At 67.9% G+C, this 24,996-nt stretch carries 21 protein-coding genes and 1 pseudogene; 13 read left to right on the forward strand and 9 right to left on the reverse strand.

Annotated features, from left to right (window positions below):
- Positions 1-438 precede the first annotated feature (438 nt).
- From BM394_RS20055 to BM394_RS20065, 3 genes are all read left to right on the forward strand, one after another.
- On the forward strand, positions 439-1,386 hold the full coding sequence (locus BM394_RS20055) for an NAD(P)H-dependent flavin oxidoreductase (RefSeq protein ID WP_092980909.1): 948 nt from the start codon (positions 439-441) through the stop codon (positions 1,384-1,386).
- Between the two features lie 96 nt (positions 1,387-1,482).
- The gene (locus BM394_RS20060) at positions 1,483-2,136 is read left to right on the forward strand and encodes a TetR/AcrR family transcriptional regulator (RefSeq protein WP_217643623.1); all 654 of its coding nucleotides are present in this window, start codon (positions 1,483-1,485) and stop codon (positions 2,134-2,136) included.
- 203 nt (positions 2,137-2,339) lie between these two features.
- Positions 2,340-2,540, forward strand: coding sequence for a ferredoxin (locus tag BM394_RS20065; protein ID WP_092980913.1), 201 nt, complete (start codon positions 2,340-2,342; stop codon positions 2,538-2,540).
- On the opposite strand, the gene BM394_RS20070 is transcribed toward BM394_RS20065, so the two are convergent.
- From BM394_RS20070 to bla, 4 genes are all read right to left on the reverse strand, one after another.
- On the reverse strand, positions 2,537-3,502 hold the full coding sequence (locus tag BM394_RS20070; protein WP_092981127.1) for a MerR family transcriptional regulator: 966 nt from the start codon (positions 3,500-3,502) through the stop codon (positions 2,537-2,539). The genes BM394_RS20065 and BM394_RS20070 overlap by 4 nt on opposite strands.
- A 216-nt stretch (positions 3,503-3,718) precedes the next feature.
- Positions 3,719-4,801, reverse strand: coding sequence for an NAD(P)/FAD-dependent oxidoreductase (locus BM394_RS20075; protein ID WP_092980915.1), 1,083 nt, complete (start codon positions 4,799-4,801; stop codon positions 3,719-3,721).
- Positions 4,802-5,138: 337 nt separating this feature from the next.
- Entirely contained in the window at positions 5,139-5,474 is a 336-nt protein-coding gene (locus BM394_RS20080) for a tRNA-binding protein (RefSeq protein ID WP_092980917.1), read from the reverse strand.
- 99 nt (positions 5,475-5,573) lie between these two features.
- Positions 5,574-6,485: a class A beta-lactamase gene (gene bla, locus BM394_RS20085; RefSeq protein WP_092980919.1), complete on the reverse strand. Its 912-nt coding sequence runs from the start codon at positions 6,483-6,485 to the stop codon at positions 5,574-5,576.
- Between the two features lie 102 nt (positions 6,486-6,587).
- Here bla and BM394_RS20090 point away from each other — a divergent pair, with 102 nt between their 5' ends.
- The 3 genes from BM394_RS20090 to BM394_RS20100 all read left to right on the forward strand — a co-directional run bounded on the left by BM394_RS20090 (position 6,588) and on the right by BM394_RS20100 (position 9,308).
- The gene (locus BM394_RS20090; RefSeq protein WP_342752761.1) at positions 6,588-7,484 is read left to right on the forward strand and encodes a LysR family transcriptional regulator; all 897 of its coding nucleotides are present in this window, start codon (positions 6,588-6,590) and stop codon (positions 7,482-7,484) included.
- Positions 7,481-8,383 (forward strand): serine hydrolase, encoded by a 903-nt coding sequence (locus BM394_RS20095; RefSeq protein ID WP_092980922.1) that lies wholly within the window; start codon positions 7,481-7,483, stop codon positions 8,381-8,383. Before BM394_RS20090 ends, BM394_RS20095 begins: the two co-directional genes overlap by 4 nt.
- A gap of 157 nt (positions 8,384-8,540) precedes the next feature.
- Entirely contained in the window at positions 8,541-9,308 is a 768-nt protein-coding gene (locus tag BM394_RS20100) for a dienelactone hydrolase family protein (protein ID WP_092981132.1), read from the forward strand.
- A gap of 88 nt (positions 9,309-9,396) precedes the next feature.
- On the opposite strand, the gene BM394_RS20105 is transcribed toward BM394_RS20100, so the two are convergent.
- From BM394_RS20105 to BM394_RS20120, 4 genes are all read right to left on the reverse strand, one after another.
- Entirely contained in the window at positions 9,397-10,173 is a 777-nt protein-coding gene (locus tag BM394_RS20105) for a MerR family transcriptional regulator (RefSeq protein WP_092980924.1), read from the reverse strand.
- 3 nt (positions 10,174-10,176) lie between these two features.
- Positions 10,177-11,004 (reverse strand): alpha/beta fold hydrolase, encoded by an 828-nt coding sequence (locus BM394_RS20110; RefSeq protein ID WP_217643625.1) that lies wholly within the window; start codon positions 11,002-11,004, stop codon positions 10,177-10,179.
- A 139-nt stretch (positions 11,005-11,143) separates the two neighbouring features.
- Positions 11,144-12,511 (reverse strand): MFS transporter, encoded by a 1,368-nt coding sequence (locus BM394_RS20115; RefSeq protein WP_245780327.1) that lies wholly within the window; start codon positions 12,509-12,511, stop codon positions 11,144-11,146.
- A gap of 164 nt (positions 12,512-12,675) precedes the next feature.
- Entirely contained in the window at positions 12,676-13,335 is a 660-nt protein-coding gene (locus BM394_RS20120) for an ArsR/SmtB family transcription factor (RefSeq protein ID WP_092980926.1), read from the reverse strand.
- Between the two features lie 77 nt (positions 13,336-13,412).
- Here BM394_RS20120 and BM394_RS20125 point away from each other — a divergent pair, with 77 nt between their 5' ends.
- From BM394_RS20125 to BM394_RS20145, 6 genes and pseudogenes are all read left to right on the forward strand, one after another.
- Positions 13,413-14,774 carry an MBL fold metallo-hydrolase gene (locus BM394_RS20125; RefSeq protein WP_092980931.1) on the forward strand — a complete coding sequence of 454 codons (1,362 nt, stop codon included), beginning with the start codon at positions 13,413-13,415 and terminating at the stop codon, positions 14,772-14,774.
- Complete coding sequence (locus BM394_RS20130) at positions 14,771-16,054, forward strand: MFS transporter (RefSeq protein WP_092980936.1); 1,284 nt, start codon at positions 14,771-14,773, stop codon at positions 16,052-16,054. Before BM394_RS20125 ends, BM394_RS20130 begins: the two co-directional genes overlap by 4 nt.
- A gap of 543 nt (positions 16,055-16,597) precedes the next feature.
- Positions 16,598-16,690: pseudogene (locus BM394_RS23810) on the forward strand (XRE family transcriptional regulator); the annotation flags it as partial.
- A 339-nt stretch (positions 16,691-17,029) separates the two neighbouring features.
- Positions 17,030-19,735 carry an ABC transporter substrate-binding protein gene (locus tag BM394_RS20135; RefSeq protein ID WP_245780328.1) on the forward strand — a complete coding sequence of 902 codons (2,706 nt, stop codon included), beginning with the start codon at positions 17,030-17,032 and terminating at the stop codon, positions 19,733-19,735.
- Between the two features lie 118 nt (positions 19,736-19,853).
- Complete coding sequence (locus BM394_RS20140; RefSeq protein WP_092980941.1) at positions 19,854-20,468, forward strand: hypothetical protein; 615 nt, start codon at positions 19,854-19,856, stop codon at positions 20,466-20,468.
- Positions 20,469-20,470: 2 nt separating this feature from the next.
- A complete protein-coding gene (locus BM394_RS20145; RefSeq protein ID WP_092980944.1) occupies positions 20,471-21,700 on the forward strand; it encodes an MAB_1171c family putative transporter in 1,230 nt (409 codons plus the stop codon).
- Here BM394_RS20145 and BM394_RS20150 read toward each other — a convergent pair.
- Positions 21,694-22,212 (reverse strand): 2'-5' RNA ligase family protein, encoded by a 519-nt coding sequence (locus BM394_RS20150; RefSeq protein WP_139235280.1) that lies wholly within the window; start codon positions 22,210-22,212, stop codon positions 21,694-21,696. The two genes, BM394_RS20145 and BM394_RS20150, sit on opposite strands and share 7 nt — an antisense overlap.
- A gap of 297 nt (positions 22,213-22,509) precedes the next feature.
- On the opposite strand from BM394_RS20150, the gene hrpB reads away from it, so the two are divergent.
- Entirely contained in the window at positions 22,510-24,990 is a 2,481-nt protein-coding gene (hrpB, locus tag BM394_RS20155) for an ATP-dependent helicase HrpB (protein WP_092980950.1), read from the forward strand.
- Positions 24,991-24,996: the final 6 nt, after the last annotated feature.

Genomic DNA, 24,996 nt, shown 5'->3' on the forward strand with positions numbered 1-24,996 from the left:
CCGAGACGCAGGTTCCGGGGCCATTCGTTGCCCGTCCAGCACGAGCTCCTCTCGGGAAGCGCGGCGGACGTTCTTGACACCCACCGTCCCGGGCCATAACGTGAGATCATTACTTAGCGAGCGATAAGTAAGCTTCGCGGGTGCCCGGTCGAGACACGACCTCGACACGTGGCGGGGCCTCCGTCGGGGGTCCGCAGGGAGCACCCGCCGGACCGTTCGGGAGGAATCGGGATGCTGATCGAGGGAAGTTCAGCAGTGGTGACAGGTCGAAACCCCATGCTCAACGGGGAAACGATCCGACTGGACGGCGCCCTGCGCATGGCATTGCCTGACCGGTGACCTCCGCTACCCGTATTCCGCTTTCCCTCAGCGTTCCCGAGACCACTACGTCGCCGAGTAGGCACCAGGAGACATGCCGTGCGAACGCGCTTCTGTGACATGTTCGGAATCGAGCACCCGATCACCCTCGGCGGGATGCAGTGGGTGGGCCGCGCGGAACTGGTCGCGGCGGCAGCGGAGTCCGGAGTGCTGGGCTTCCTCAGCGCACTCACCCAACCGAGCCCCGAGGACCTGGTCAAGGAGATCGCTCGGTGCCGGGAGATGACGGATCGACCGTTCGGTGTGAATCTGACGATCCTTCCCTCCATCAACCCACCGCCGTACGAGGAGTACCGCCAAGCCATCGTCGAATCGGGCGTGCCGGTGGTGGAAACGGCCGGGGCCAACCCGGCCGAGCACGTGCCGGTCTTCCACGAGGGCGGAGTTCGGGTACTGCACAAGTGCACGAGTGTTCGACACGCCGTCAAGGCACAGCGTGTGGGAGTGGACGCGGTCAGCATCGACGGTTTCGAGTGCGCGGGCCATCCGGGTGAGGACGACATCCCCGGCTTGGTGCTGATCCCGGCGGCGGCGAACGCGATCGATGTTCCGATGATCGCCTCCGGCGGCTTCGGAGACGCCCGCGGTCTGCTCGCCGCGCTGGCTCTCGGCGCCGACGGGATCAACATGGGAACCCGATTTCTGTGCACCAGCGAGGCCCCCGTTCACGAACGGATCAAAGAACAGATGGTGCGAGCTTCCGAGCTGGACACCGAGCTGATCTTTCGACCGTTGCGCAACACGGCACGTGTCGCGCGGAACGCGGTCAGCCGCGACGTCGTGCGTATCCTGGACTCGGGCGGGGCGTTCGAAGACGTCAGGGAACTGGTTTCCGGGGCACGGGGCAGCCAGGTCTACGAGACCGGTGACCCCGACCACGGCATATGGAGCGCCGGTCTCGTGCTCGGGTTGATCAACGACGTTCCCACCGTCGCGGAGCTGGTGGACAGGATCATCACCGAGGCGCACTCGATCCTCGACGAGCGGTTGAACGTGCTCGCGAACTGAAGGATTCGTCTCGCTTCGCCGCACAGGGGCGGAGTCGGCGGGTACGTGTGTGATGGGATGTCTGCCGTGCGAGCTTCACGGGATCCCGCCGCGGACGTGTCAACATCCGATTGGCGCGTATTCGCCGGTGAGGAGCTGTCACCGATCCTGCGTGGCGCCCTGGAGATGTTTCACGAGCACGGTTACCACGGAACGTCCGTGCGGATGATCGCCAACAGGGTAGGGGTCACCGTACCCGCGTTGTACTATCACTACGAGAACAAGCAGGCGATGCTCGCCGCGCTGCTGGAGTCCGGCCTCCGGGAACTGGTCACCCGTGCTCGCCAGGCGGTCGCCGAAAGCAGCGAGGATCCCGTGGAACGGTTCGCGAATCTGGTCGAGTGCCTCGTGCTGTGCATGACACATCGATTGCAGTGGGCCTCGTTGGACTCCGAGCTGCGGCACCTCGACTCCGTCAACCGGGAACACTACGCGGCGCTTCGCAAGGAGATCGAGACCCTGTTCGCCACGATCCTGCACACGGGTACACAACGGGGGATTTTCGACACCGCTGGTGTCACGGACACCGCACGAGCGCTGCTCGGCATGTTTCAGGCCATCGTGACCTGGTACGACCCGGCCGGTTCAGTATCGCCGGAGAAGCTCGCCGAACGCTACGTCGGGATAGCCGCTCGCTGTGTGGGCGTCAGCGAGCAGGTGCTGCGGTGGCTCGATTCACGTGGTGGTACTCGTCCGGATCGGACCGAGTAGTACCGCGCGCCGTGCCGCCCGGCCCGCGCGTGGCCTCGACCTGGCGGTCGGTCGCCCTCGGACCCATCTCAGGGCAGGTGGTCACGTTCGGAGTTTCACTGTCACTTCGTGCACGCCTCTGTTGAGACGATCTTCTCGGAAATGATGCCGCGTACGATTGAGACGGTTTTCTGTCCCACTGGCGAAGAACCAACGGAGGCACGATGAAAATCGAGATCGACGAGGAGAAATGCATCGGCGCCGGGCAGTGCGTCATGAGCTCCCCGGAAACCTTCGACCAACGCGAGGAGGACGGAGTCGCGTTCCTGCTCGAGGAGTCACCGGCACCGGAACGTCGGGCGCGGGTCCGTGAGGCCGCGACACTGTGCCCGGCCGCCGCGATCACGGTTGTCGAGGACCACTAGATCTGGTTCCTCGGCAGGGTGTTCTCCCGGAGCCAACTCAACACCTGCCCGGCGTGCTCTCGCGGCGCGGAGATCGGGTGGAAGACGTGCTCGACCAGGCCCTCGTGCACGATCAGGGTCAGCCGCTCGTACAGCCGCAGCCCATCTACCCGGAACGTGGGAAGCCCGAGTGCTCGGGCCAGGTTGTGCGTGGGGTCGGACAGCATCGGAAACGGCAGGTCTAATCGCTCGACCAGTTCACGCTGGTACTCGGAGTGTTGACTGGACAGGCCGAACACCCCTGCCGCGCCCGCTGTCAGCAGTTCCCGGTGGTGATCGCGGAAACCGCAGGCCTCGGCAGTGCAGCCGCGTGCTCCGGGAATCGTGTCCCAACCGTCGGGCAGATCGACCCGCGGGCTGCCGGTGAGCGGGTAGACGTAGATCACCGTGCGCCCCGCCCCGAGTGCGTCGAGGCGGACCGTTCCGCCGTCGGTGTCACGCAACGGTAGATCCGGCATCCGCGTGCCGGGCAGCTGCTCGGCGCTGCCACCGTCAGGGGTGGGCGAGTCATCGGCCGGGGCCGGGTGGGCTCCCGCTTGCCGAACCGTGTCGGCCGACGAGTCGGCATCGCCCCGGTGGGCGGCCCGCGCGAGCTGCTCGCGCAGCGCCGCCCGCCGGTTGGTCAGTTCGTCGATGCGGTGCGTGAGCTCGTCGATGGCGTCCCGGTAGGTGGCAAGTGAGGCGGGGCAGTCGTCGGCGTGCCCGTGACCGGCCGTGAGGCAGTCCAGGAACGGCCGGCTACGTCCCGCGGGGATTCCGAGCTCACCGAGCTCCCGGATCTGCCGCACCAGCCGCACGTCGTGCTCCCCGTAATTCCGATAACCATTGGCCAGCCGCGCGGGATCGAGCAAACCCAGCGACTCGTAGTAGCGCACCGCTTTGGTCGTCACGCCGGCCCTGCGGGCCACCTCACCGATCCGTATCCCTGTCACCACCACAAACGCTAAACCCTGCCCCCGAGGGCAAGGTCAACTCGAAACCACCGGGCAGCCCGCGCAGCACCGACCGACAGCTGTGGTGCGGCGAGAGCTGTGCATACCCGGACCAGCGCGGTTTCGATCCCGTTGGCCGGTGCGGCATCGTGCTCGCCGTGTCCGCGCACTGCCCGGGAACGTGCCGTGCACTCATGGCCGGCTGGTTCAGAAGCGAGTCGGGCGGAACGGTTCGGCCAGCGGGTGCGGGGTGCCGAGCACTTCCTGTGCCGCGATCTCGCCGAGTACCGGGCCCAGCGACACGCCGCTGTGGGTGGCGATCACGTAGCAACCGTCATTCCCGGGAACCGGGCCGATGATGGACATGCCGTCACTGGGCATCGGGCGCACGCCCACGAAGACGTTCTCCACCCGGGCCCCGGCCGCACCGGGCAACACGTGCGGCAACCTGGCGAGCACCCGCTGCGCGAGGGCGTCCGCATCGGGGTCCTCGGTGAGCGTGCGGTCGAGGTCATGGCAGTGCAGCACCAACCGGTTGCCGGTGTGCGGCCGGATGCTCAGCCCAGGTGCGTGGATCACCCGGGTGACCGGCTCGGCCACCGGTGTGGTGCGCACCAGCAGGCCACGAGTCAGCCGTTCCGGAACGCCGGGCGGCAGCAACGGCAGGTCGGGTATCAGATCCACATTGCCCCGACCCGCGCAGCACAGCACGGCGTCGGCGGTGATCTCCGCCCCACTCCTCAGCCGGACACTGGAACCGGACACGCCCTCGGCCCGCTCACCGCTCCGCACCCGCACACCGGCCGCGCGGGCCCTGGCCAGCACGGCGGACAGCATGAGGCCACCGAGGACGTGCCTGTCGTTGGGGTAGAAGTGGACGGGGCCGACGACGTTTTCCAGGCTCAATCCCGGCTCCAGGTCGCGGAGCACCTCGGAGGGCATCTTCCCCTCGACCTGATAGCCGAGCTCGTGGTACCTGTCGGCGACGAGGCGCTGGGCATCCGCGCTCGCCTCGTCGGATCCCCAGTGCAGGTTGCCTTTCCGGAACAACCACTGCGGCGCGTCGACCGTGTCGGCGGCCAGACGTTCGTGTGCCGCCAACGCCTCGACGCTCAGCTCGTAGTAGCCGGTGTGCTTGTTGTCGATGGCGTTGACCCAGCCGAAACTGTGCGCGGACAGCGTGTCGGCGGGCTCCTGCTGCGTCAGCAGTGTGACTTCGACACCGGCTTCGGCGAGCCGTAACGCGGCACAGCCGCCGACCGCACCCGCACCGATCACCAGGACCCTCATGTTCTTCCTTCCGTTGGCCGCATCCGATTCGCGACAACCATGGACAGCAGCGGCCCGTGGTGGAAATATCCATTGTGGACCTTTTGCTGATGGCCACCGGAGGAACGTGGTCAGCCAGCCCTTGCTGTCGGCGGGAACTCGATGCCGGGAGAGCCGACTCGCGAATCCACTGGTCGAGGAGTTCCACCGGCTCGACAACCACGGGAGTGCACGGAACCGCCACGCGCCGTCTGGGAAACATCACCGACGAGCGGGAAAGAATGTTCCACCGCCGTCGGTGATGTCGACGCAGCAGGATCCGGGGCTCATGCTTGACGAAAAGTCCGGGCGAGCCGCCTCAGACGAGGCGGTGGCCGTTCGGGACGGGGAACTCGAAGCCGGCGAGCACGACGCCCCCGTGCTCGTCGTGGACACCGGTGACCAGCACTTCCGATTTCACGCCCGCTACGCGTCTGGGTTCGAAATTGCAGACGCACAACACCTGACGCCCCAGCAGGTCCTCGGGCGTGTAGTACTCGGTGATCTGGGCGCTGGACGTGCGCACGCCGTGCTCACCGAGATCGACCGAGAGCACGTAGCAGGGGTTGCGTGCTGCCGTATTCGACTCGGCGGCGACGACGGTCCCCACTCGAAGCTCGACCCGTTCGAAGTCGGCCCACTCGATCGTCGTCATGCCATACCCGTCAACATCGGCCCGTCACGTTTCCGAGGACAGTGCGTTGTCCTCACCGAGCGGAGTGTACTGGTGCCACTGGCATCGACGTCCGAGCGTTCATCGGAACGACCGCAGCGCCACCTCGGCCGCTCGGGCGATGAGCGCGTTGTCGTACTCGGCGTCGGCGGCGTCCCGGTCGGACAGCACCGCGAGCACGATGGGTGCCCGTTTCGGTGGCCACAGCACGGCGATGTCGTTGCGGGTGCCGTAGTCGGCGGCGCCGCTTTTGTCCCCCACCCGCCAGCCGTCCGGGGCCCCGGCCCGGATGAGCTCGTCACCGGTGGTGACGTTGCGCAGCATCCTGTTGAGCACGGCGCGTTCGTCCTTCGGCAACGCGTTTCCGACGGTGAAAGCACGCAGGCTGGTTGCCAGTGCGCGCGGGGTGCTGGTGTCGCGGATGTCACCGGGTTCGGTCGCGTTGAGCTCTGGCTCGATCCGGTCGACGTGGGTGGTGGCGTCACCGATCTCGCGCAGCACCGCGCTGAGCCCCTCGGGGCCGCCGAGCTCGTCGAACATGAGGTTCGCGGCGGTGTTGTCGCTGTAGCGCACGGCGGCGTCGAGCACGGAACGCAGGGTCATACCGCTGTCGACGTGTTTCTTCGTGACCGGCGAGTACGCGACGAGATCGGAGCGATCGTAGGTGATCCGCTTGTCCAGTCCTTCCAGCGAGGTTCGCCGCAGCACCGCTGCCGCCGTCAGCGCCTTGTGCGTGGAGGCATAGGCGAAACGCTCATCGGCACGGTAGGACAGTTCCCGTCCCGTCGCCGTGTCGACGGCGTAGACACCGAGGCTGACGTCGAATTCACGTTCGAGTCGTTCGAAGTCCTCGTGGGGGACCGATGCGGCGGAGGGCACGGTCGTCGAGTTCCGTGCGGGAGCAGGCTGCTCGGCCTCGACACCGGTGCAGCCGACCAGGGTGAGCAGGGCCGCCGAAGCCAGGAGGGCTCCGCAGGCACGCCGTACGAACAAGGCGGTTCCTTTCGTCGTCGCTTGTCCCGAGCAGTCTCATCGGCCCCGACTCATCCTGTCCAAGTCACGAACGGATGATTCAATGCCGAATGCGTATAAGCTGTGGCTGTGGACCTGGTGGGTGGTTGCAAGGCGTTCGTGGCAGTCAGCGAAGCGGGAAGCTTCACTCGTGGTGCCGCACTGGCCGGTATTCCCCAGTCGGTGGCCAGCCGTCGGGTTTCGGCACTGGAACGCCATCTCGGTGAGCTGCTGTTCGACCGTTCGAACAGGAAGGCGGTACTGACACCGTTCGGCAGGGACATGCTTCCCTCCGCACGACGCCTGGTCCGACTCGCCGACGCGATGGAGCAGGACGCCCACCACGCCAGGTTCCGTCCGCTACGGATCGCCGTCCCCGAAACCTGCACCACTCGCGACCTGGCCGAACTCGACTCCGAAGCACGTGCTCACGAGCTGTTCCTCGAGTTCCACCCGGCTCCACCCGGCGAACGTTCCGAGCTGGTGCGCACGCACCAGGTACGGGCGGCCGTCACGGCGGTGCCCGCCGATACCGGTGTGTGGACCGTTCCACTGGGGCTGGCAGGCACTACCGCACTGGCCCCGGGTTCGGTCTACTTGGAAAGCCTGCGTGTGGGACGATCCGGCCGGTTACCGCGGCGTCGGGTCTGGATCCAACCGGAGGACGATGTTCCGCACATCCGGGACCGCCTCGTGCGAACCCGCGACGCCGTCGGACTGCGGCCCTCCCAGATCACCGTCGCCGACTCGCTGACCGCGGCCACAGCCGAGGTGCTGGGCTCGGCGGACCTGCTGGTGTGCTCGGCCGCGCAGGCCCGTGAACTCGGAATGACATGGCGGGCGATCGGTGAGCTGCGGATCGAACGTGGTTTCGACATCGAGGCCGTTGTCGCCGCCGACGCCACACGCATCCGCGACCGGCTCCGGCACGTCGTCGCACGAGCACTCGGAGCCACAGTGGGCGGACAGGAGACGGCATGAGCATCGAATCACTGACCAGGGGACTGCGAGCGGAACTCGAGAACGGGGGGCTACGGGGATCATTCCTCGTACGCGACCTGCACTCCGGTCACGAACTCGGCATCGCCCCGGACGTGTGGTACCCGATCGCCTCATTGATCAAGGTTCCACTGGCCGCCGCCACACTCGAACGCATCCGCATCGGCGAGCTCGACGGCTCCACCACGGTCGAAGTGCGACCAGGCCGCATCACCACACCGGGGCCGACCGGACTGAGCCGGTTTCACCACCCGGCCCGCGTGGCGCTCGACGATCTGCTGTACCTGAGCACTTCGATCAGTGACGGAACGGCCGCCGACGCACTGTTCGACCTGACCTCACCCGAGGAGGTCACCCGGCTGCTGCGGCAGTGGGAACTGCACGGCATCACCGCACGCCACCGAATGAGCGACCTCACCGACACCCCCGCGGAACGCCTCGAGCCCACCGAGGTCTCCCTCGCTCACACACTGGCCATCACCGCAGGTACCGCCGGGAACGGTCACCCGGTGTCCCAACTCGACGTCACTCGTGCCAACGCGGGCTCTGCCAGAGCCCTCGTCGACCTGCTGCAGGCACTGTGGATCCCCTCCGGCATACCTCGAAGCATCGGCACGCGGGTACGCGAACTCATGGCCAACAACCTGCTGCGGCAACGCCTGGCCCCGGAATTCGTCTCCGACGCCTCGACATGGGCGTCCAAGACCGGAACACTGCTCAACCTGCGCCACGAGATCGGCGTGGTCGAACACGCCGACGGGCGGGCCTTCGGAATCGCCGCGCTGACCGAATCCCGGGTGGCCGCTGCCAATCAGCCCGAAGCCGACGCGCTGATGGCGTGGGTGGCGCGAACACTGCGCGATCAGCTGCGGCGCGGCTGACCCGGGCGCTCCGCCGAGGAAGCGGTGTGCTCGCTACCGGCACGGCGCGGTGCTCGCGATCTGGATAGGCTGAACGGCCGTGACGGTGCGGGGCGGCTGTTCGGATCCGGCTCACCGCACCGTTGCCACCACCGCCTCGGACGAAAGGACAGGGTTGATGACTGCCGTACAGGGAACCATGGTGGACGTACCCACTCCGGACGGGGTCGCCGACGCCTATCTGACGCATCCCGACGACGGGGCCGCGCATCCTGCCGTGCTGTTGTACATGGACGCCTTCGGAGTACGTCCGCACCTGACCGCGATGGCCGACCGGCTGGCCGCCGCCGGCTACACCGTGCTGGTGCCCAACGTCTTCTACCGCCACGGGCGTGCCCCGGTCGTCGAGCTGCCCGAGTTCATCGACCCGGGCAGGCGTCCTGAGATCTTCGACGAGATCGGTCCGATGATGCGGGCGCTGACCCCTGAACTGGCGATGCGTGATGCCGGTGCCTACCTGGATTGGCTGCGACAGCGGCCGGAGGCCGACGGGGGAGCGGTCGGTGTCACCGGCTACTGCATGGGGGCGGTGCTGGCGTTGCGCACGGCCGGGACCTATCCGGATCAGGTGGCGGCCATGGCGGGTTTCCACGGTGGTGGTCTGGCCAACGAGGAGCCCGACAGCCCGCATCTGCTGGCCGGGAACATCACGGCGGAGCTCTACTTCGGCCACGCCGATCAGGACCACGCCCTGCCGCCCGAGCAGATCGAGCGGCTCGACCGGGCGCTGACGGAGGCGGGGGTGTCGTTCCACAGCGAGGTGTACCCGGGCGCCGGACACGGCTACACCCAGGCCGACACCGCCGCCTACGACGAGCAGGCCACCGAACGGCACTGGGCGGCGTTGCTGGACCTGTTCGGCCGTACGTTGAAACCGGGCTCATAAGACCAGCGACCCGTGGTGGGCAGCGGGGAACACTCCGATGTCGGGCCGTGTTCGTCGGTTGGTCCCGTGGCTCGGCCCTGTACTTTCCTCATTGGTGGGGGACCGCTACGCCCGCCGAGCGGAGTTCGGCCTCGATGAGCGCGGTCAACCGGGCCGAGATCGGCATCCGGTCCTGTCGGTGGTAGTTGATCATTCTGTATTGCGGGACAGCGTCGGACCAGGCCTGCAGACCGGTGGAATCCCCCAGCAGCGTGGGGTTGGCGAGAAAGTGCTCGGCCACGGCGGTCGCGAGTTCCTCGATACAGGGGTCGTCGGGCTGCCAGTTCTCGGCCTCCCAGCAGCGTTTGGCCAGGTTGACGTATCCGGGGTCGTCGAGCCGGCGTTCGAGCAGAGTCAGGAAGCTGTCGAAACCCTCGGGTACCAGCGCCAGGGACAGCACCAGGGCTTCCCGCTGGGTGGTCACATAGTCAGCCTCGAAGCCGAGGTCGGACATCCGGTGCAGCAGATCGAGAGCGCGGTCGGGCAGCAGGGCCCGGTCTCCCTCGGCGAGCTGGTGCAGCGTCTCGCGCCGCGCGATCAGCTCCGTGATCTGCTCGGTCAGGCGCCGCCGCACATCGGCGATCGCCGCACCGAACTGCTCGACATCCGCGTCGAGCACGGCCCCGATCTCGGCCAACGGCACGCCCGCGGCCGCCAACGTACGGATCTGAACCAGCCGCAGCAGCTCGTCCGATTTGTACCGCCTGTAGCCGGAGCGGTCACGCGGTGGTTCCTCGAGCAAGCCAAGCTTGTGATAGTGCCGCACGGTCTTGACCGTGACACTTGCGAATGTCGCCGCCTGGCCGATCGTGACGCCATAGGCCATCTGTCAGGTCACCTCGTGGGAACGTGGGGCTTCGTGGGCGGAGGCGATCTCGCGAACCGCGTCGGCGACGGCCCGGAAATCCTTGCGCAGGATCTTCGAGTGATTGCTCGCGACCTTCGCGTTCACCTCGAGGTGCGGGTTGCGGGCGAGTGCGGGGGTAAGAGTAGCGCGAGCCCGTTCCATCTCCTCGGCTCCGCCACCGAGATTGCCTCCCGAGGCGATCACCCATCGGCCCGGGCAGGTCAGGCCGTCCAGCACGGGGCCGAGGGCGCCGAGGCTCTCGTTGATCCCGATGTTGACCTCGGCGTGCTGCTCGGCGGAGAACCGTGCCGCCAGGCCCAACCGACGGGCGATCGGGAACATCCAACGCAACCGGCGGAACAACGTCCGGATCCGTTCCCGGGCCGCGTCGTCGATCCAGTCGTACGGCATCGCACCGTCGACCGGGACCACCCCAAGGACGCGGTCCGGGTTGCGGTTGGCCCAGTGCACCGCGAGCGCGGCCCCGTAGGACCAGCCGACGAGTATCGGCCGGTCCACGTTCCTCGCTTCGAGGACGGCATCGACGTCACGGACGCACGCCTCGAACGAATAGTCCGCGGAGCGCTTCGATCTGCCGCGGGCACGCTCGTCATAGGTGATGTGTCGCCAGCCGCTGCCGAGTTCATCGATGACGCGCCGCCAGTGCGACTGATCGGCATAACAACCGTTGAGATAGACCACGGGACAGCCGGGCCCACGCGTATCGGTCACGGCGAGCGCGGTGTCTTCGACCGGCACCATACCGGTCCAGGTCGAATCGGACGAACAGGTCGAGTTCGAGAAGTTCATGCGATGCAGTGTGAACCCTGACCCGAGGTCAACCTCAACACGTGCCGCGGCCCCGGAGGAGGGATTCGGGACTTTAGGAACATCCGAACGACAACGGCGCTAAGCCGTGAACCGCCATTCTGTTCGTTATGCTCGGCCGCTACTCATTCCTCCTGCCGGATCTGGCTGGACTGCGGCCACTGCGTGGTCCCTCGGTCCTGGATGCCGATGAGAGTGGCTGATCGAGTGGTGGCTCATGGGCTGGCTGATGACCGCCGGAGGGCGAGGTGCTGTTGGTTCGTGTGGCGAGCGCGAGGAGGGGCAGCAGGATCACGGCGAGAAGCCCCCCGACCAGGGACAGCAGGGTGTAGCTCCCGGTGGCCACGATCATTCCGGAGGCCAGTCCGCCGCCTGCTCCGGCGAGGGCGATGGTGACGTCGACCAGGCCTTGGATTTTGGCGCGGGTGACCAGTGAGGTGTTGTCGGTGATGATCGCGGTGCCGCTGACCAGTCCCAGGCTCCATCCCAGCCCCAGCAGTCCGAGCGCGATTGCCAGCAGCACGCCTGACTGTGGTGGGGCGAAGGCGGCCACCAGGCCCGCCGCCAGCAGGGTGAGGCCGGAGGCGCCGGCGATGGGCATTCGGCCGTAGCGGTCGACGAGGAAACCGCTCAGGGGAGACGGCAGGTACATCGAGGCGATGTGCACCGCGATGACGGCTCCGGCCGCGCCGACGGAGTGTCCGTGGTGCTGCATGTGGATCGGGGTCATGGTCATGATCGCGACCATGACCAGGTGGGCCAGGACCATGACCGCGGCCCCGAGCAGCACGAGGCGCCTGTTGTCGGCCGAGGTTGCCGAGGCTACGGTGCTGCGCCCCGGTCGGGGTGTGTCCGGGTCGTCCAGGGTGCGCGCTGTGAGCAGGGGGTCGGGGCGCAGCAGCGTCCACAGCACGATTCCGGCGGCGCCGTAGGCGACGGCGGCCAGCAGGAAGGGTCCGGCCAGCGGCGGGATGTTCCAGGATCTGGCCAGCGTGCCCAGCGGGGTGACCAGGTTGGGGCCGACGACGGCGCCGAGGGTGGTGGCCACCAGCACGGTGCTCAGCGCGCGAGCACGGTGGCCGGGGGTGGCCAGGTCGGCGCCGGAGTAGCGGGCTTGCAGGTTGGTGGCGGTGCCGGACCCGTAGATGATCAGGGCGATGAACAGCAGCGTGACGTTGTCGATGGTGGCGGCGACCACGACACCGAGCGCTCCCAACGCCCCGACGGCGTATCCGGCCGCGAGGCCCGTGCGACGTCCCCGGTTTTGGGAGGTGCGTCCGATCATCGCGGCCGCTGCGGCCGATCCGGCGGTGAACAGGGCGCTGGGCAGGCCGGACAGGCTCGTGGTGTCGAGCATGTCTTCGGCCAGCAGGGCACCGACGGTGATGCCGGCGGCCAGCCCGGCCCCGCTGAGGATCTGTGCGGCAACGAGGACGGTCAGGATGCGTCGTTGGGCAGGGTGCAGTGCGGCCGCGGTCGCGGTGGTCATCACGGTTCCTTCAGGGAAAGTGGTGGATCAAGCAGCGGTGCCGGGTGGGTCGTCGTGGCAATTCCGCGTCCAGTTGACCGACGTCGCGCTCGGCGGCCTTGCCGTCGGCAGGCGGGGCCGGGTCGTCAGCGGGCGCGCTGCGGCCGCGGGGCGTGTGGTGCTTATCAGGTGGTGACCACGGGCAGGTCGGCGAGTCGCCATTCGAGCATCCCGTCGTCCAGGCGGTGGGCGGTGCGCCCGTGGGTGGTCAGCAAGCGCACCGCGTCGTGGGCGAGCACGCAGTAGCGGCCGCGGCAGTAGGCGACGACCTCCTGGTCGGCCGGGATGGTGTCGAGCTTGCCGGCCAGTTCCTCCAGCGGGATCGATACCGCGCCGGGGATATGTCCGGCCTCGTATTCCTCACGGGGGCGCACGTCGAGCACGATCACGTTATCGTCCTGGGCTCGGCGGAGCAGTTCCTCGCGGCTGACGTGCTCGGCATCGTCCGGGCCGAGGTAGGCGGTGCTGGTCGTGGCTACGTCGGGCAGGTGGGCACTGGCCACGTTGCGTACCAACGCGTACAGCGCGGCGACGTCAGTGCCGGCCAGCCGATAGTAGATCTTGGTTCCCTCCCGGCGGGTGGTGACCAGGTTCGCCTGCTTGAGGGTCTGCAAATGCGCCGAGGCGGTGGTGGTGCCCAGCTGGGCCGTGCGGGCCAACGACTCCACGGTGCGCTCGCCCTGGGCGAGCAGATCGAGCAGTTCGAGCCTCTTGCCACTGCCCAGTGCCTTGCCGACGCGGGCGAACTGGTCGAACAGCGCTGCCTTGGCATAATGATTAGCCATCTTTCCTCCAATATTCCGTGGAATAGTGTATAACGGAGACCGCGTCAGGAAAAGCCACTCCGACGGGAGGTGTTGCGATGAGCACGGTGGATCTGGTTCCGCTGGTCGATGAGGGGCTGGGCAACTCGGCCTACTTGGTCGATCTGGGTGACGGACGCGCGTTGGTCGTGGATGTAAGCCTCGATCTACGAGGCGCATGGCAGGCCGCCCGGCGACGTGGCCTGAGGCTGGCGTTTGCCGCGGATACACACCTGCACGCAGACTTCGTCTCCGGCATGCGCCAGCTGGCGGCCACCGAAGGAACCCAGGTACTCGCCTCTGCGGCCGGGCACCGGGAGTTCGCCCACACCGGATTGCACGACGGTGACGAGATAGACCTCGGCGGGCTGCGGCTGCTGGCGCTGGCCACACCCGGGCACACGCACGAGCACCTGGCCTTCCTGCTTCTCGACGGCGACCGACCGCAGGGCGTGTTCACCGGTGGATCGCTGATCGTCGGTGCGGCGGCGCGCACCGACTTGGTCTCTCCGGACGAGACCGAGTCGCTGGCACGGCAGCAGTATGCCTCGCTGCAACGCCTGGCAGCTCTGCCCGACGAGGTGGCGGTCTGGCCCACCCACGGCGCCGGATCGTTCTGCTCGGCCCCGCCCGGTGCGCAGCGCACCAGCACCATCGGCGCGGAAAAGGCGACCAACCCGCTACTGCGGGCCCGGGACGAGGACACCTTCGTGACGGCCCTGCTCGACTCGCTGGGCAGCTTCCCGCCGTACTTCCTGAGGCTGGCCGAGTACAACCGGCGTGGGCCTGCCGTGCTCGACGCCGACCCTGGCCTTCCGGCGCTGGACGGGGCACGGGTGCGGTCGCTGCAAGCCGAAGGTGCGCAGGTGGTCGACGTGCGCCCGGTGCGCCAGTTCGCCACCGGCCACGTCCCCGGGGCGCTGTCCATTCCGCTGCGACCGGCGTTCGCTTCCTGGCTGGGATGGCTGACCTCGCCCGAGCACCCACTGGTGATCGTCCGGTCGGAGGAACAGGACCCGACCGAGATCGCCTGGCAAGCCGCCAAGATCGGCCGCATCGACCTCGTCGGCGAACTGGACGGCGGCATGCCCGCCTGGACCTCCGACGGACAGCCCACCAGCAGTACCCGCCTGCTCTGCGCCGACGAGATCACCCACCAGCGTGTGCTGGACGTGCGCCAGGACATCGAGTTCGTCGAAGGACACGTCGCCGGGGCCACCCATGTCGAACTCGGCGCCCTGGCCGACCGTGCCGACGGACTGCCACACGCCCCGACGGTGGTGATGTGCGGGCACGGCGAGCGTGCGATGGGCGCGGCCAGCCTGCTCGAACAGGCCGGGCACCGCGACCTCGCCGTCCTCGAAGGCGGCCCGCAGGACTGGGCCACAACCACTGGACGTTCCCTGGAGGAGGGGGAATGAGCACCACCGCTCTGCGGTTGGGTCTGCGCGCCAACCTGGCCCAGTTCAGCCTGCTCGTTGTTGTCAACGCCCTGGTCGGCGGCATGGTCGGCCAGGAACAAACCGTGCTGCCGCTGCTGGCCGAGCAGGAGTTTCACCTGACCGGCTACACGTTCCTGCTGAGCTACGTGCTCGTGTTCGGGCTCAGCAAGGCCACCACCAACTACTTCGCCGGCACCTGGTCGGATCGCTTCGGCCGCAAACCCGTGCTGATCGCCGGCTGGCTGATCGCCATTCCCGTGCCAGCGATGCTGATCTTCGCTCCCAACTGGAGCTGGATCGTCGCCGCCAACCTCCTGCTCGGCATCAACCAGGGGCTGACCTGGTCAACCACTGTGATCATGAAAGTCGACCTCGTCGGGCCCCGCCAACGTGGACTGGCGTTGGGCTTCAACGAAGCAGCCGGATACGGCGCGGTCGCAGTCACCTCGGCCCTGGCCGGCTATCTCGCCGAGCACTTCGGGCTGCGCCCCATACCGTTCCTGCTCGGCGCGGCCTACGTCGTGCTCGGCCTCGCCCTGTCGACGCTGGTGGTCCGCGAAACCCGCGAGCACGCCCGCCTCGAAGCCGCCCACCACGGTTCCGACGACGGCCACACCGAGCTGACCAACCGGCACGTCTTCACCCGCACCACCCTCACCGAACCGGCTTTGTCCTCGGCCAGCCAGGCCGGCCTGGTCAACAACCTCAACTTCGGTTTGTCCTGGGGCCTGTTCCCCCTGCTGTTCACCGGCGCCGGACTGCCCGTCGGCCAGGTCGGCCTGCTGGTCGCGCTCTACCCCGCGGTCTGGGGAGCGGGCCAACTCGCCACCGGAGCGCTGTCCGACCGGTGGGGGCGCAAACACCTCATCACCGTCGGCATGCTCACCCAAGCCGCAGCCCTGGCGCTCATCGCCGTCGCCGGCACTTTCCCCACATGGGCACTGGCCACCGTGCTGCTCGGTACCGGAACAGCGATGGTCTACCCCACGCTGCTGGCCGCCATCGGCGACGTCGCCCACCCCAGCTGGCGCGCGCGCTCCGTCGGCGTCTACCGCCTCTGGCGCGACAGCGGATACGCAGCCGGCGCTGTCCTCGGCGGCATCGTCGCCGACCTCACCGACCTACGCGCTGCTGTCTGGGCAGCCGCCGCCCTGAGCCTCGCCTCCGCCTGCAGCCTCGCCCTGCGCATGTACGAAACCCATCCCCGCACCCAACGGCGAGCCTGCTCCCAGGTCGACGAGCACACTACCCGCAGATGATCATGCCTTGTCTGCGGAACCAGCACACAGCCTTCAGCACGCCAACAGGCAGAGTCTCCGACCAGGAGCGTGGGCGCTTAGCGCCGTCTGTCGTTCGATGGCAAGCATCCCGTGAACACCTTCCCGACCCCTCGAGGTCGAGACCGTGACATTCACCGGTCCCCGCGCTCCACTTATCGTCACCGTGACGAAATCATCGCCAACCCACCCTCGTTCTTCTGCGTCAAGCTCGAGATCCACTCGCGCGGGGGGCTGCCTGAACCCGCGATCATCAGACCCGGCGTCAGGCGTTCCAAGGCTCGATGCGATCCAGGCGGCGACGCTGCTGACGCGCGGGGACTGCCATTCGGTTTTGTACAGGCTTGCGTCCCAGGGGTGAACCAACATGTTGTCCTCCTTCGTTTCGGGGTCAGCTCACAGCGAGCAAGCTCACGCCACAGCGGCGGTGCCCAGGCTCCAGGAACTGGCCACGGTGGACGCGTGCTGTGGTCACCCCGCAGGCGAGTAGGACCGTGCCAACGGGGTAGAGGGCGACGATCACGCGACGCACCGCACACCTACCGTGGAACGGGCACCGAGTCCTGCCGTCTGATCATGACCGTTCACCTGCCGCCTGCTCCCGCCGCCGCCACCTGAGCCGCGTGACGCGCACGAGGATCACACGGGCTGTGGTTCTGCCGCAGCAGGCGGACCATCCGCGCATCACAGAGGTCACCAGACCCAAACCGCACCAACACGACCCGCACCCCGACACGGTCGACGACCGCTAGCCCTGCACTGTCCACTGGGTACGAATGTGCGGTTGTCCGGTTTCCCGAATCAGGCACAGCGGACGACTCCGGCGAGTAACATCCCCCGACACGTTCACGCAGCCGGATCCGAGGGGGCTCAATGGAGTCTGATCGATCCCTCCCGCATTTCACGGGGTTGCACGCGCTTCTGACACTGATCCGGAACCTATACCACCGGCCACGGTTGTTCACCGCGCCGTCACCACACGATCGGCGTGGTGACCAGCCTCTTCCGCTCGTCTGCCTGCACCGGGACCACTCGGTCACGGATTTCCTGCCGACGCTGAAGGAGTCCCTGGATACCGCACTGCCGCAGGTTCCCCACGCCCTCATCGACGCGGACGAGGTCGTCGACACCACCACCGACGATCCAACCCAACGTCTGCTCCCCCTCCTGCACGCGATCCAGCAGGAACTCGGTAAGGACGAGTTCACCTCCGGCGGCATCGGCGAGTTCGACAACTACAAGCTCATCGAGTGGCTGACACGGCAACACCTGCCGCCGGAACAGGGCAAACGCGACAAACCCGTACTCCACCTGCTGCGGGAGTGGACCGGCGGCCGCCCGGGAACCGGAGGGTTGCGCACGCTCATCTCCGAAGTTCCGCACGCTCTGACCCGCTTCGTGCTGAGCGTATTCCTCTGGATCGGCCAACTCCTCGGGATGCGGTGGCTGGCGGGCAGAGTCCCGGGCCTCGGCCGCGAAGCACGCTGGATCATGCGTCAGCCGTTCATGGTGCCGCGGCACTCCATCGGCCTCCAGGGCTTCGCCGAGCGCCTGACGCTCGACCGGCGCGCCTCCGAAAGCCAGGAACAGATCAAGAAACTGCTGCTGCACGCTTTCCTGGAGGACCTCCGCATCGCCTACCGGCGCAGACGATTGCGAATCCTGCCACACAGGGCCGGCTGGCGCCGTACCACCTACGCCACGGTTCTGCTGGACAACGTCCGAGACACCAACGGTGGCTGGGAACTGTTGCGACTGATCAACGAGGTACGCAACGAGACCGGCAAACTCGATCCGCTCCTCGTCGTCGCGGCCACCGACGACCCTCCCCAGGCCCCGCAGGACCCCGCCCCCTCGCTGACCGCCGCCGTACACGCGAACGAAGCCCTCTCCGAATGGCAACGACGGCTGCCCACCCGGCGGCAGAAACTCGCTCCCGACGCGCGCTACCTGCACATCGAACTTCCACCCGCCACACCCGAGGCCGAAACCACCGGCGAGGACCGACAAGCCTGGCAGGAGGCGGCGAGCTGGCATCCCCGACGTGCTCCGCTGCTGGCACGACGGTACGTGTGCGAGGCGCTCGTGCTGGTCCTGCTGGCCGCGGGGCTGATCCAGCCCGCCATCACAGTCAGCCAATCCTGGACATCGAGCTGCGCCGCGTTCGAGCGATGGTCAGCAGGAACGGTCGCCACCCGCGTGAGTCGGCTGGGTGCCGCCGGCGAGCAGTGTCTCGGCTACAGCGACAGCACCGCACAGGTGTTCGGTGCCAACGAGCGGCTGCGTTACGCGCAGTCCGCCGTACACGCGCAGAACGAACGGGCGAAACGGCTGCATGCCGGTAACCCTGATCGGCCTTACGTCACACTGATCTATTTCGCGGGGTTGACCAACAGCCGGTTCGGTCCCCGCACCGATCACGCCGTGGCGGAAGAACTGGAAGGACTGCTGCTGCGCCAGCGAGAACAGAACAAACGGTCCGCGACGGAGCCGCTGCTTCGGATCATCATCGCCAACGGTGGGACGGGAATGCGGGGTGCGCCCGAGGTGACACGGGAGCTTCTCGTGCCGCTCATCGAGTCCGATCCCACCATCCTCGGCGTTGTGGGAATGGACCGCAGCGTGACCGAGACCGAACAGGCCATCCGCATCCTCGGCGAGCACGGCATCCCCGTCCTCGGCTCCACACTGACCAGCACCGAGCTGGCCGAGCTCACTCCGCTCTACTTCCAGCTCGTGCCGGGAAACGAGAAACAGGCCGAGCTGATCGTCAACTACGCGGCACACCTCAACTCGCCGAAGGTCACCCTGTACCACCCGTCCACGAGCGGACGGAACATCTATGCGGCGACGCTCGTCTCGGCGCTGACCGAGAAGTTCGACAGTACCGACATCGCGTTGGAAGAGCGCACGTGGCAGCGTTCGGTCAGCGAGTTGGCACCGTTGTGCGCCGAGGACACCGACCGCAGCCGGGAGATCGCGTTCTACGCGGGCCGGGAGAACACTTTCGGCGACTTCCTGCGCACCGTCCGCCGCAACTGCCCGGACTCAGCCGAACTCCCCATGATCGTGGCTTCGGACGCGGTGTCGCGATTCGTCTCCGACCAGCGCAGCCGCAACACCACCGAGTTCAACGGTGTGACGATCTCCTACGTCGGCATGGGAAGCCCCGTGATCCTGGCGGGTGAGGACTGCGTGGCCGGCCGTGCCAACTCACTACCCGCGGGAGGAACACAGCTCAACGCGTTCTGCAGCGGTTACCGCGAGCTGCGCGAGACACTACGCGCACAGCTGCCCCGAACGGAAGCGCCGAACATGCCCTGGCCCGGCGAGCGGGTCGGCGGCCTGTACGACGCCGCGGGATTGTTCGTCAACGCCGTCATCGCCATCCGCCACGACCGGGGGCCGACGAAGAGCGGCCTCACCCCACACCGCGCCGAGGTGGCCCAGCAACTTCGTGACACCTCATTCGAGGGGGCCACGGGCACGATCGACTTCGGCCGTTCCCAAATCGCCGATGACCGCAGTCTCGCCCTCCTGCGCATCGACAACATCAGCGAGCTCCGCGGCCCGGCGGGAACACCGACCTGCGCCTACCTCATCGGGACGGTCTACGACGGACGGCATCCCAGCACCGCGACCGGATGCCCGCGGATCGAGTAGCACCGCGGCCGGCGAAGCTGGGTTGTCGGGCAACGTCACAAACGTGGGGGAGCGGTCAACTCGGCGACCTCCCGGCGGGTGTGTGAACCGATGCGGCCGCATCACCAATAATGCGATCATGAGCGGTACGGACATCAACGTCGTGGGCGTGACACCGTGGTGCCTGCGCCCGCCGGACAGCGGATCGGCAACCAGCGGAGAGGGGAGTGCCACCGTGGACCGATCCGACCTGCGCGTTCGCTGTCGCCGACGGGTCGACGAGCTGCTCGGCCACATCGGTGTGCCACACCCGTGGGACATCAACGATTTCCTCGACCGGCTCGAACAACACCGCGGCCGCGACATCGACCTGTGCCCGATCGTGTGGACCCGTGGGGACAGCTCCGGGTTGTGGCAACAGCACGCCGACCACGACGTGATCGCCTACGCCGCCAACACCAGTGGTTTTCACCAGGACCACATCATCCTGCACGAGGTCGGGCACATGATCTCGCGTCATCGTGGCCACTGTGTCCTGTCCGAACAGGAGGCACAGCGCATCGCACCGGATCTGGCTCCGGCGGCGCTGGCGCACCTGCTGGATCGGGCAACGGGGGAATCGCAGGAGCACGAGGCCGAAACAGTGGCCTCGCTGCTGCACCAGCGGGCACGTCGACGTCCCCACGTGGCGGGCGAGGCCCCACCGATGACCGCACGACGTCTCGCCCGGGTCGACTACATCTTCGGAGGTTGAACATGGGCGTGTCCGTGCTGTTCCTGACCACCGGCTTCGTGGTGTTCTCGGTGGCCGGTTACCGCATCGTGCTCTGGAACCGAGGACGCAGGCGCCCCACGGAGATACCGCTGATCACGCTCGCCTGCGCACTGGGAACGGCCTTCATCACGCTGGCACCTGTCGTGCAGGCCGCCGAGAGCGCACTCCTGCCCAGTCTCGGACGGCTGCTGTCGAACATGTGCACACTCGTGGCGGCGTTCGGATTTCTGCACCTGATGCTCTACGTCGGCCACCCCGCCGAACAGGTACCCCGCAAGGTCCGTACTCGCCTGCTGACCCTGCTGCTGACGCTGCTGGGCATGATCGCGATGTTCGCGTTCAGCGACCCGCCCGGCGGAACCGGTGTGTTCACCGGGCTCTACGCCACCCAGCCGACCCTGGCCGGCTACACACTGCTGTACTCGCTGTACCTGGGCACGGCCGTGATCGAGCTGATCGTGCTGACCACGAGCTCGATCCGCTACACCCGAACCTGGCTACGTGCCGGGATGGTGCTGCTGGGCGTCGGCAGCACACTGGCCGCCGGATATCTCGCGCACAAACTCTGGTCAGTGCTGTCGGAACTACTGACCGGATCAGTGGCCGAGCCCTACTGCCCCACGGCGTTCGCCACGGTCGACTGCACCTTCGCGGTCGGTCTTCCGGCGCTGTCCGTGCTGGCCATCGTACTGGGGGCCGCTGTGCCCACTCTCGGGCCGCGCTGCGAACAACTCGTCCGTTCACTGGCCCACCGACGTTCCCACCGGCGGCTGTACCCGCTGTGGCACACACTGCACACCGCGATGCCGAGCATCGCCTTCACCGTCGAAGACCCCGCGCGAACCGCCCCGACACCGGAACGTGGCGGTTCCGAACAGCTGTACCGACGTGTGGTGGCCATCCGTGACGGCCTGCTCCTGCTGCGGCCCTACCGATCGGTCGAGGACACCCGCGACCACCAGGTCGCGGTGCGGCGGGACGGTGTCGCCGAGCAGGACCGCGCCGCCGTCGTGGAGGCCCGAGACATTCACACCGCGCTGTCCCGCCACCACCGTGACACACCGATCCCCGAGACCGAGCGGACACGCGCCGCCGAACCCTACGACGACCTCACCGACGAAATCAGCTGGCTCGTGCGGGTATCGGAAGCCCTAGCTCGGCAACCGGCCCCGGCCGAGCCGGACAACGAGCGGCCGCAACAATCCTACTGACCACGAAAGGCGAACCGCTCGTGCAGCTGCCACCGCTGCCGCGACACCACCAGCCACGCCTCGTCCAGCTCCACCGTCAGCGGCACCGACTCCGCCACTTCCCGCCGCATCGCCGCCGCCGTCCCCTCCTCGGCCCCCATCGCCACCGTCACGTGCGGCTCCAGCACGTCGTAACGCCCCTCGTAGGGAACCAGCTCCGGCCAGTGGCGCCGGACTGCCTCGGTCAACTCCCGCAGCGGATCGATCGGGTCGGGAAGCAGATACACGAACCCGCCCCGCCGGTGGCACCGCTCCAGCACCACCCGCAGCGGAGGCTGCCGGTCGAACAACGTCCGCAACGTGGTGACCACCCCGGTATCGAGATCCTCGGCGGCGAGGAACGGATACAACACCGACAGGTGCGCGGGCACCCCCTCACGCACCGCCTGCGGATACCGCTCGACCAGCGGGGCCAGCGCCTCATCGGCGGCGGGAACCGGAACGACCAGACCAGTACGACCCTCTCGTGGCATGGCTCCGTTGTACCCGATCACGAAGGCCACACCCCACCGGTTCGACCTCGGCCGCGCCGCCGAGCTGCTGCACCTGAGTCCCTCGGCGCTGAGCGAGCAGATCACCACAACATCGCAGGCGCTTCCACCGCCCAGAACTACCCGCGCCCCGGGGTGCGGTTCGTACCCCTCCCGGCCGCAGTCGTGGTCGGCGAGCCACCGCGGCGAACCAAAACCACCGACCTGTAGACAAGTCCGCAAACCGGCCACAAGGCGCCGCGGAACAGCCCCACTCCAAGTGGCGATACCGTCTCACCGATGACGCTGACGCTGCCCGAGCTTCCCGACCTGCCGGTCCGGCCCGTTCTCGGCGACATCAACGCCGAGCTGGACCACAGCGGCACCGCAGTGCTGGTCGCCCCACCCGGAACCGGCAAAACCACGCTGGTGCCGCTGGCACTGGCCGAACGCGGGCTGCGGGTGATGGTGGCCGAACCACGCCGCCTGGCCACCCGCGCCGCCGCCACCCGCATGGCCGACCTGCTCGGGCAACAGGTCGGCGAACAGGTCGGCTACGCGGTGCGCGGCGAACGGCGCGGCTCACCACACACCCGCGTCGAAGTCGTCACCTCCGGACTGCTCGTGCGACGGCTGCAAACCGACCCCGAACTGTCCGACGTCGACGCCGTCGTCCTCGACGAGTGCCACGAACGACACCTCGACGCCGATCTACTGCTGGCACTACTGCTCGACGCCCGCGACGGCCTACGCCCCGACCTGCGAGTGCTGGCCACCTCGGCCACCGTCGACAGCGACCGACTCGCCGACCTGCTCGGCGACCACGAACCAGCACCGGTCCTGCACACCACCGGCGAAACCCACCCGGTCGAGACCACCCACATCGCCCCGCTACGCAACGAGCGGACCGAAAACACCGTGGCACGCGCCGTACGCACCGCGCTGCACGAACAACCCGGCGACGTGCTCGCCTTCCTACCCGGCGCCCGCGAAATCACCCGCACCCGCGAACTGCTCTCCGACGAAACCGACGTGGACGTGCTACCACTGCACGGCAGACTGCCCACCAACGAGCAGGACGACGCACTCACCCCCAGAACACGACGCCGCGTCGTCCTGGCCACCGCCGTGGCCGAATCCAGCCTCACCGTGCCCGGCGTACGCACCGTGGTCGACTCCGGCCTGTCCCGCGTCTCCCGCGTCGACCACCGCCGCGGCCTGTCCGGACTGGTCACCGTCCGAACCCCCCGGGCGGTCACCGAACAACGCGCGGGCCGCGCCGGCCGCGAAGCCCCCGGCAAGGCATACCGGTGCTGGCCCGAACACGAACACAGCACCCTCACCAGCTACCCCGAACCCGAGATCCGCACCACCGACCTCACCCGCCTCGCACTCGAACTGGCCTGCTGGGGAACCCCGGACGGGCAGGCGCTGCGCTGGTGGGACACCCCACCGCAGGGGCCGCTGACAGCGGGACACCAAGTGCTCTCGGCGCTGGGAGCCCTCGACAACCACGGAAAGATCACCGAACGCGGACACCGCATGGCCGAACTCGGCCTGCACCCCCGCCTGTCCCGCGCACTACTGGACGGCAGCGCCCGCGCCGGACGACGCACCGCCGCCGAAGTCGTCGCGCTACTCGACGACGACACCCTCTCGACCGAGACCGAACTGAGCACCAGCCTGCGCAAACTCCGCGACAACACCACCGGGACCCGCCGCTGGCGACGTGAGGCACGACGACTGGAAAAAATGGTGCCCGCCACACCGAACCCACCCGAGGCCGACGACGAGGCCCTGGTGGTGGCCCTGGCACATCCCGAACGACTGGCCAGACGCCGCGCGCCCCGCTCCCGGGTGTATCTCATGGCAGGCGGCACCGCCGTGGAACTGCCCCGCTCCGAAGTGCGCGAAGACCCCTCCGGCATGCCCACCTCCGAAGGACTGGCCGGCTCGGAGTGGCTGGCCGTGGCCGTGGCCGAACGCGACCCCAGCCGCGCACACGGCTTCGTGCGGCTGGCCGCACGCGCCGACCAACGACTCGCCGAACAAGCCGCCCCCGGGCTCGTGGAACACACCGACGAGATCGACTGGAACCAGGGCGACATACGCGCCCGCACCCTGCGCCGCCTGGGATCGATCGTGCTGTCGGACACACCACTGCGACAACCCCCACCGGAACAGGTGCGAGCGGCGCTGCTCGACGGGCTGCACGACGAGGGACTACGGCTGCTGACCTGGGACACCGAAGCACACCAGCTCCGGCAACGACTGGCCTTCCTGCACCGCACGTTCGGCGAACCCTGGCCCGGCACCGACGAGACCGACCTGCTGGCCGAGCTCGACACCTGGCTGGAACCCGAACTCTCGGCCGCACGCTGCCGTGCCGACCTGGAACGCATCGACATCGAACAAGCGCTGCACCGCCTGCTGCCGTGGCCCGAAGCCGGGCGGCTCGACGAACTGGCCCCGCCACGGATGCAGGTGCCGTCCGGTGCGCGGATCCACCTCGACTACAACGACGAACAACCCGTCCTGCCGGTACGGCTCCAGGAAGTCTTCGGCTGGACCAGCGTGCCCACCATCGCCGACGGCCGCGTCACGGTGCTGATGCGGCTGCTCGACCCCGCCGGACGGCCCGCAGCCGTCACCGGCGACCTGACCTCGTTCTGGAACAACGGCTACCACCAGGTCCGCGCCGAACTGCGGGGCCAGTACCTCAAGCACCCGTGGCCGGAGGACCCGTGGAACGCCGCACCCGACCGACCACGCGGAGGCTGACAAGAC

Source organism: Actinopolyspora lacussalsi subsp. righensis (genome assembly GCF_900116555.1).
Lineage (GTDB): Bacteria > Actinomycetota > Actinomycetes > Mycobacteriales > Pseudonocardiaceae > Actinopolyspora > Actinopolyspora lacussalsi.

What these genes read in the sequence shown, in the direction of transcription:
- BM394_RS20080 (WP_092980917.1), bottom strand. Translation starts at nt 5,474, where the DNA reads ATGACGACGATCGAGTGGGCCGACTTCGAACGGGTCGAGCTTCGAGTG.
- BM394_RS20140 (WP_092980941.1), top strand. Translation starts at nt 19,854, where the DNA reads ATGAGCGGTACGGACATCAACGTCGTGGGCGTGACACCGTGGTGCCTG.
- BM394_RS20055 (WP_092980909.1), top strand. Translation starts at nt 439, where the DNA reads ATGTTCGGAATCGAGCACCCGATCACCCTCGGCGGGATGCAGTGGGTG.
- BM394_RS20095 (WP_092980922.1), top strand. Translation starts at nt 7,481, where the DNA reads ATGAGCATCGAATCACTGACCAGGGGACTGCGAGCGGAACTCGAGAAC.
- BM394_RS20105 (WP_092980924.1), bottom strand. Translation starts at nt 10,173, where the DNA reads ATGGCCTATGGCGTCACGATCGGCCAGGCGGCGACATTCGCAAGTGTC.
- hrpB (WP_092980950.1), top strand. Translation starts at nt 22,510, where the DNA reads ATGACGCTGACGCTGCCCGAGCTTCCCGACCTGCCGGTCCGGCCCGTT.
- BM394_RS20100 (WP_092981132.1), top strand. Translation starts at nt 8,541, where the DNA reads ATGACTGCCGTACAGGGAACCATGGTGGACGTACCCACTCCGGACGGG.
- BM394_RS20115 (WP_245780327.1), bottom strand. Translation starts at nt 12,511, where the DNA reads ATGACCACCGCGACCGCGGCCGCACTGCACCCTGCCCAACGACGCATC.
- BM394_RS20120 (WP_092980926.1), bottom strand. Translation starts at nt 13,335, where the DNA reads ATGGCTAATCATTATGCCAAGGCAGCGCTGTTCGACCAGTTCGCCCGC.
- BM394_RS20145 (WP_092980944.1), top strand. Translation starts at nt 20,471, where the DNA reads ATGGGCGTGTCCGTGCTGTTCCTGACCACCGGCTTCGTGGTGTTCTCG.
- BM394_RS20110 (WP_217643625.1), bottom strand. Translation starts at nt 11,004, where the DNA reads ATGAACTTCTCGAACTCGACCTGTTCGTCCGATTCGACCTGGACCGGT.
- BM394_RS20065 (WP_092980913.1), top strand. Translation starts at nt 2,340, where the DNA reads ATGAAAATCGAGATCGACGAGGAGAAATGCATCGGCGCCGGGCAGTGC.
- BM394_RS20150 (WP_139235280.1), bottom strand. Translation starts at nt 22,212, where the DNA reads ATGCCACGAGAGGGTCGTACTGGTCTGGTCGTTCCGGTTCCCGCCGCC.
- BM394_RS20130 (WP_092980936.1), top strand. Translation starts at nt 14,771, where the DNA reads ATGAGCACCACCGCTCTGCGGTTGGGTCTGCGCGCCAACCTGGCCCAG.
- BM394_RS20125 (WP_092980931.1), top strand. Translation starts at nt 13,413, where the DNA reads ATGAGCACGGTGGATCTGGTTCCGCTGGTCGATGAGGGGCTGGGCAAC.
- BM394_RS20075 (WP_092980915.1), bottom strand. Translation starts at nt 4,801, where the DNA reads ATGAGGGTCCTGGTGATCGGTGCGGGTGCGGTCGGCGGCTGTGCCGCG.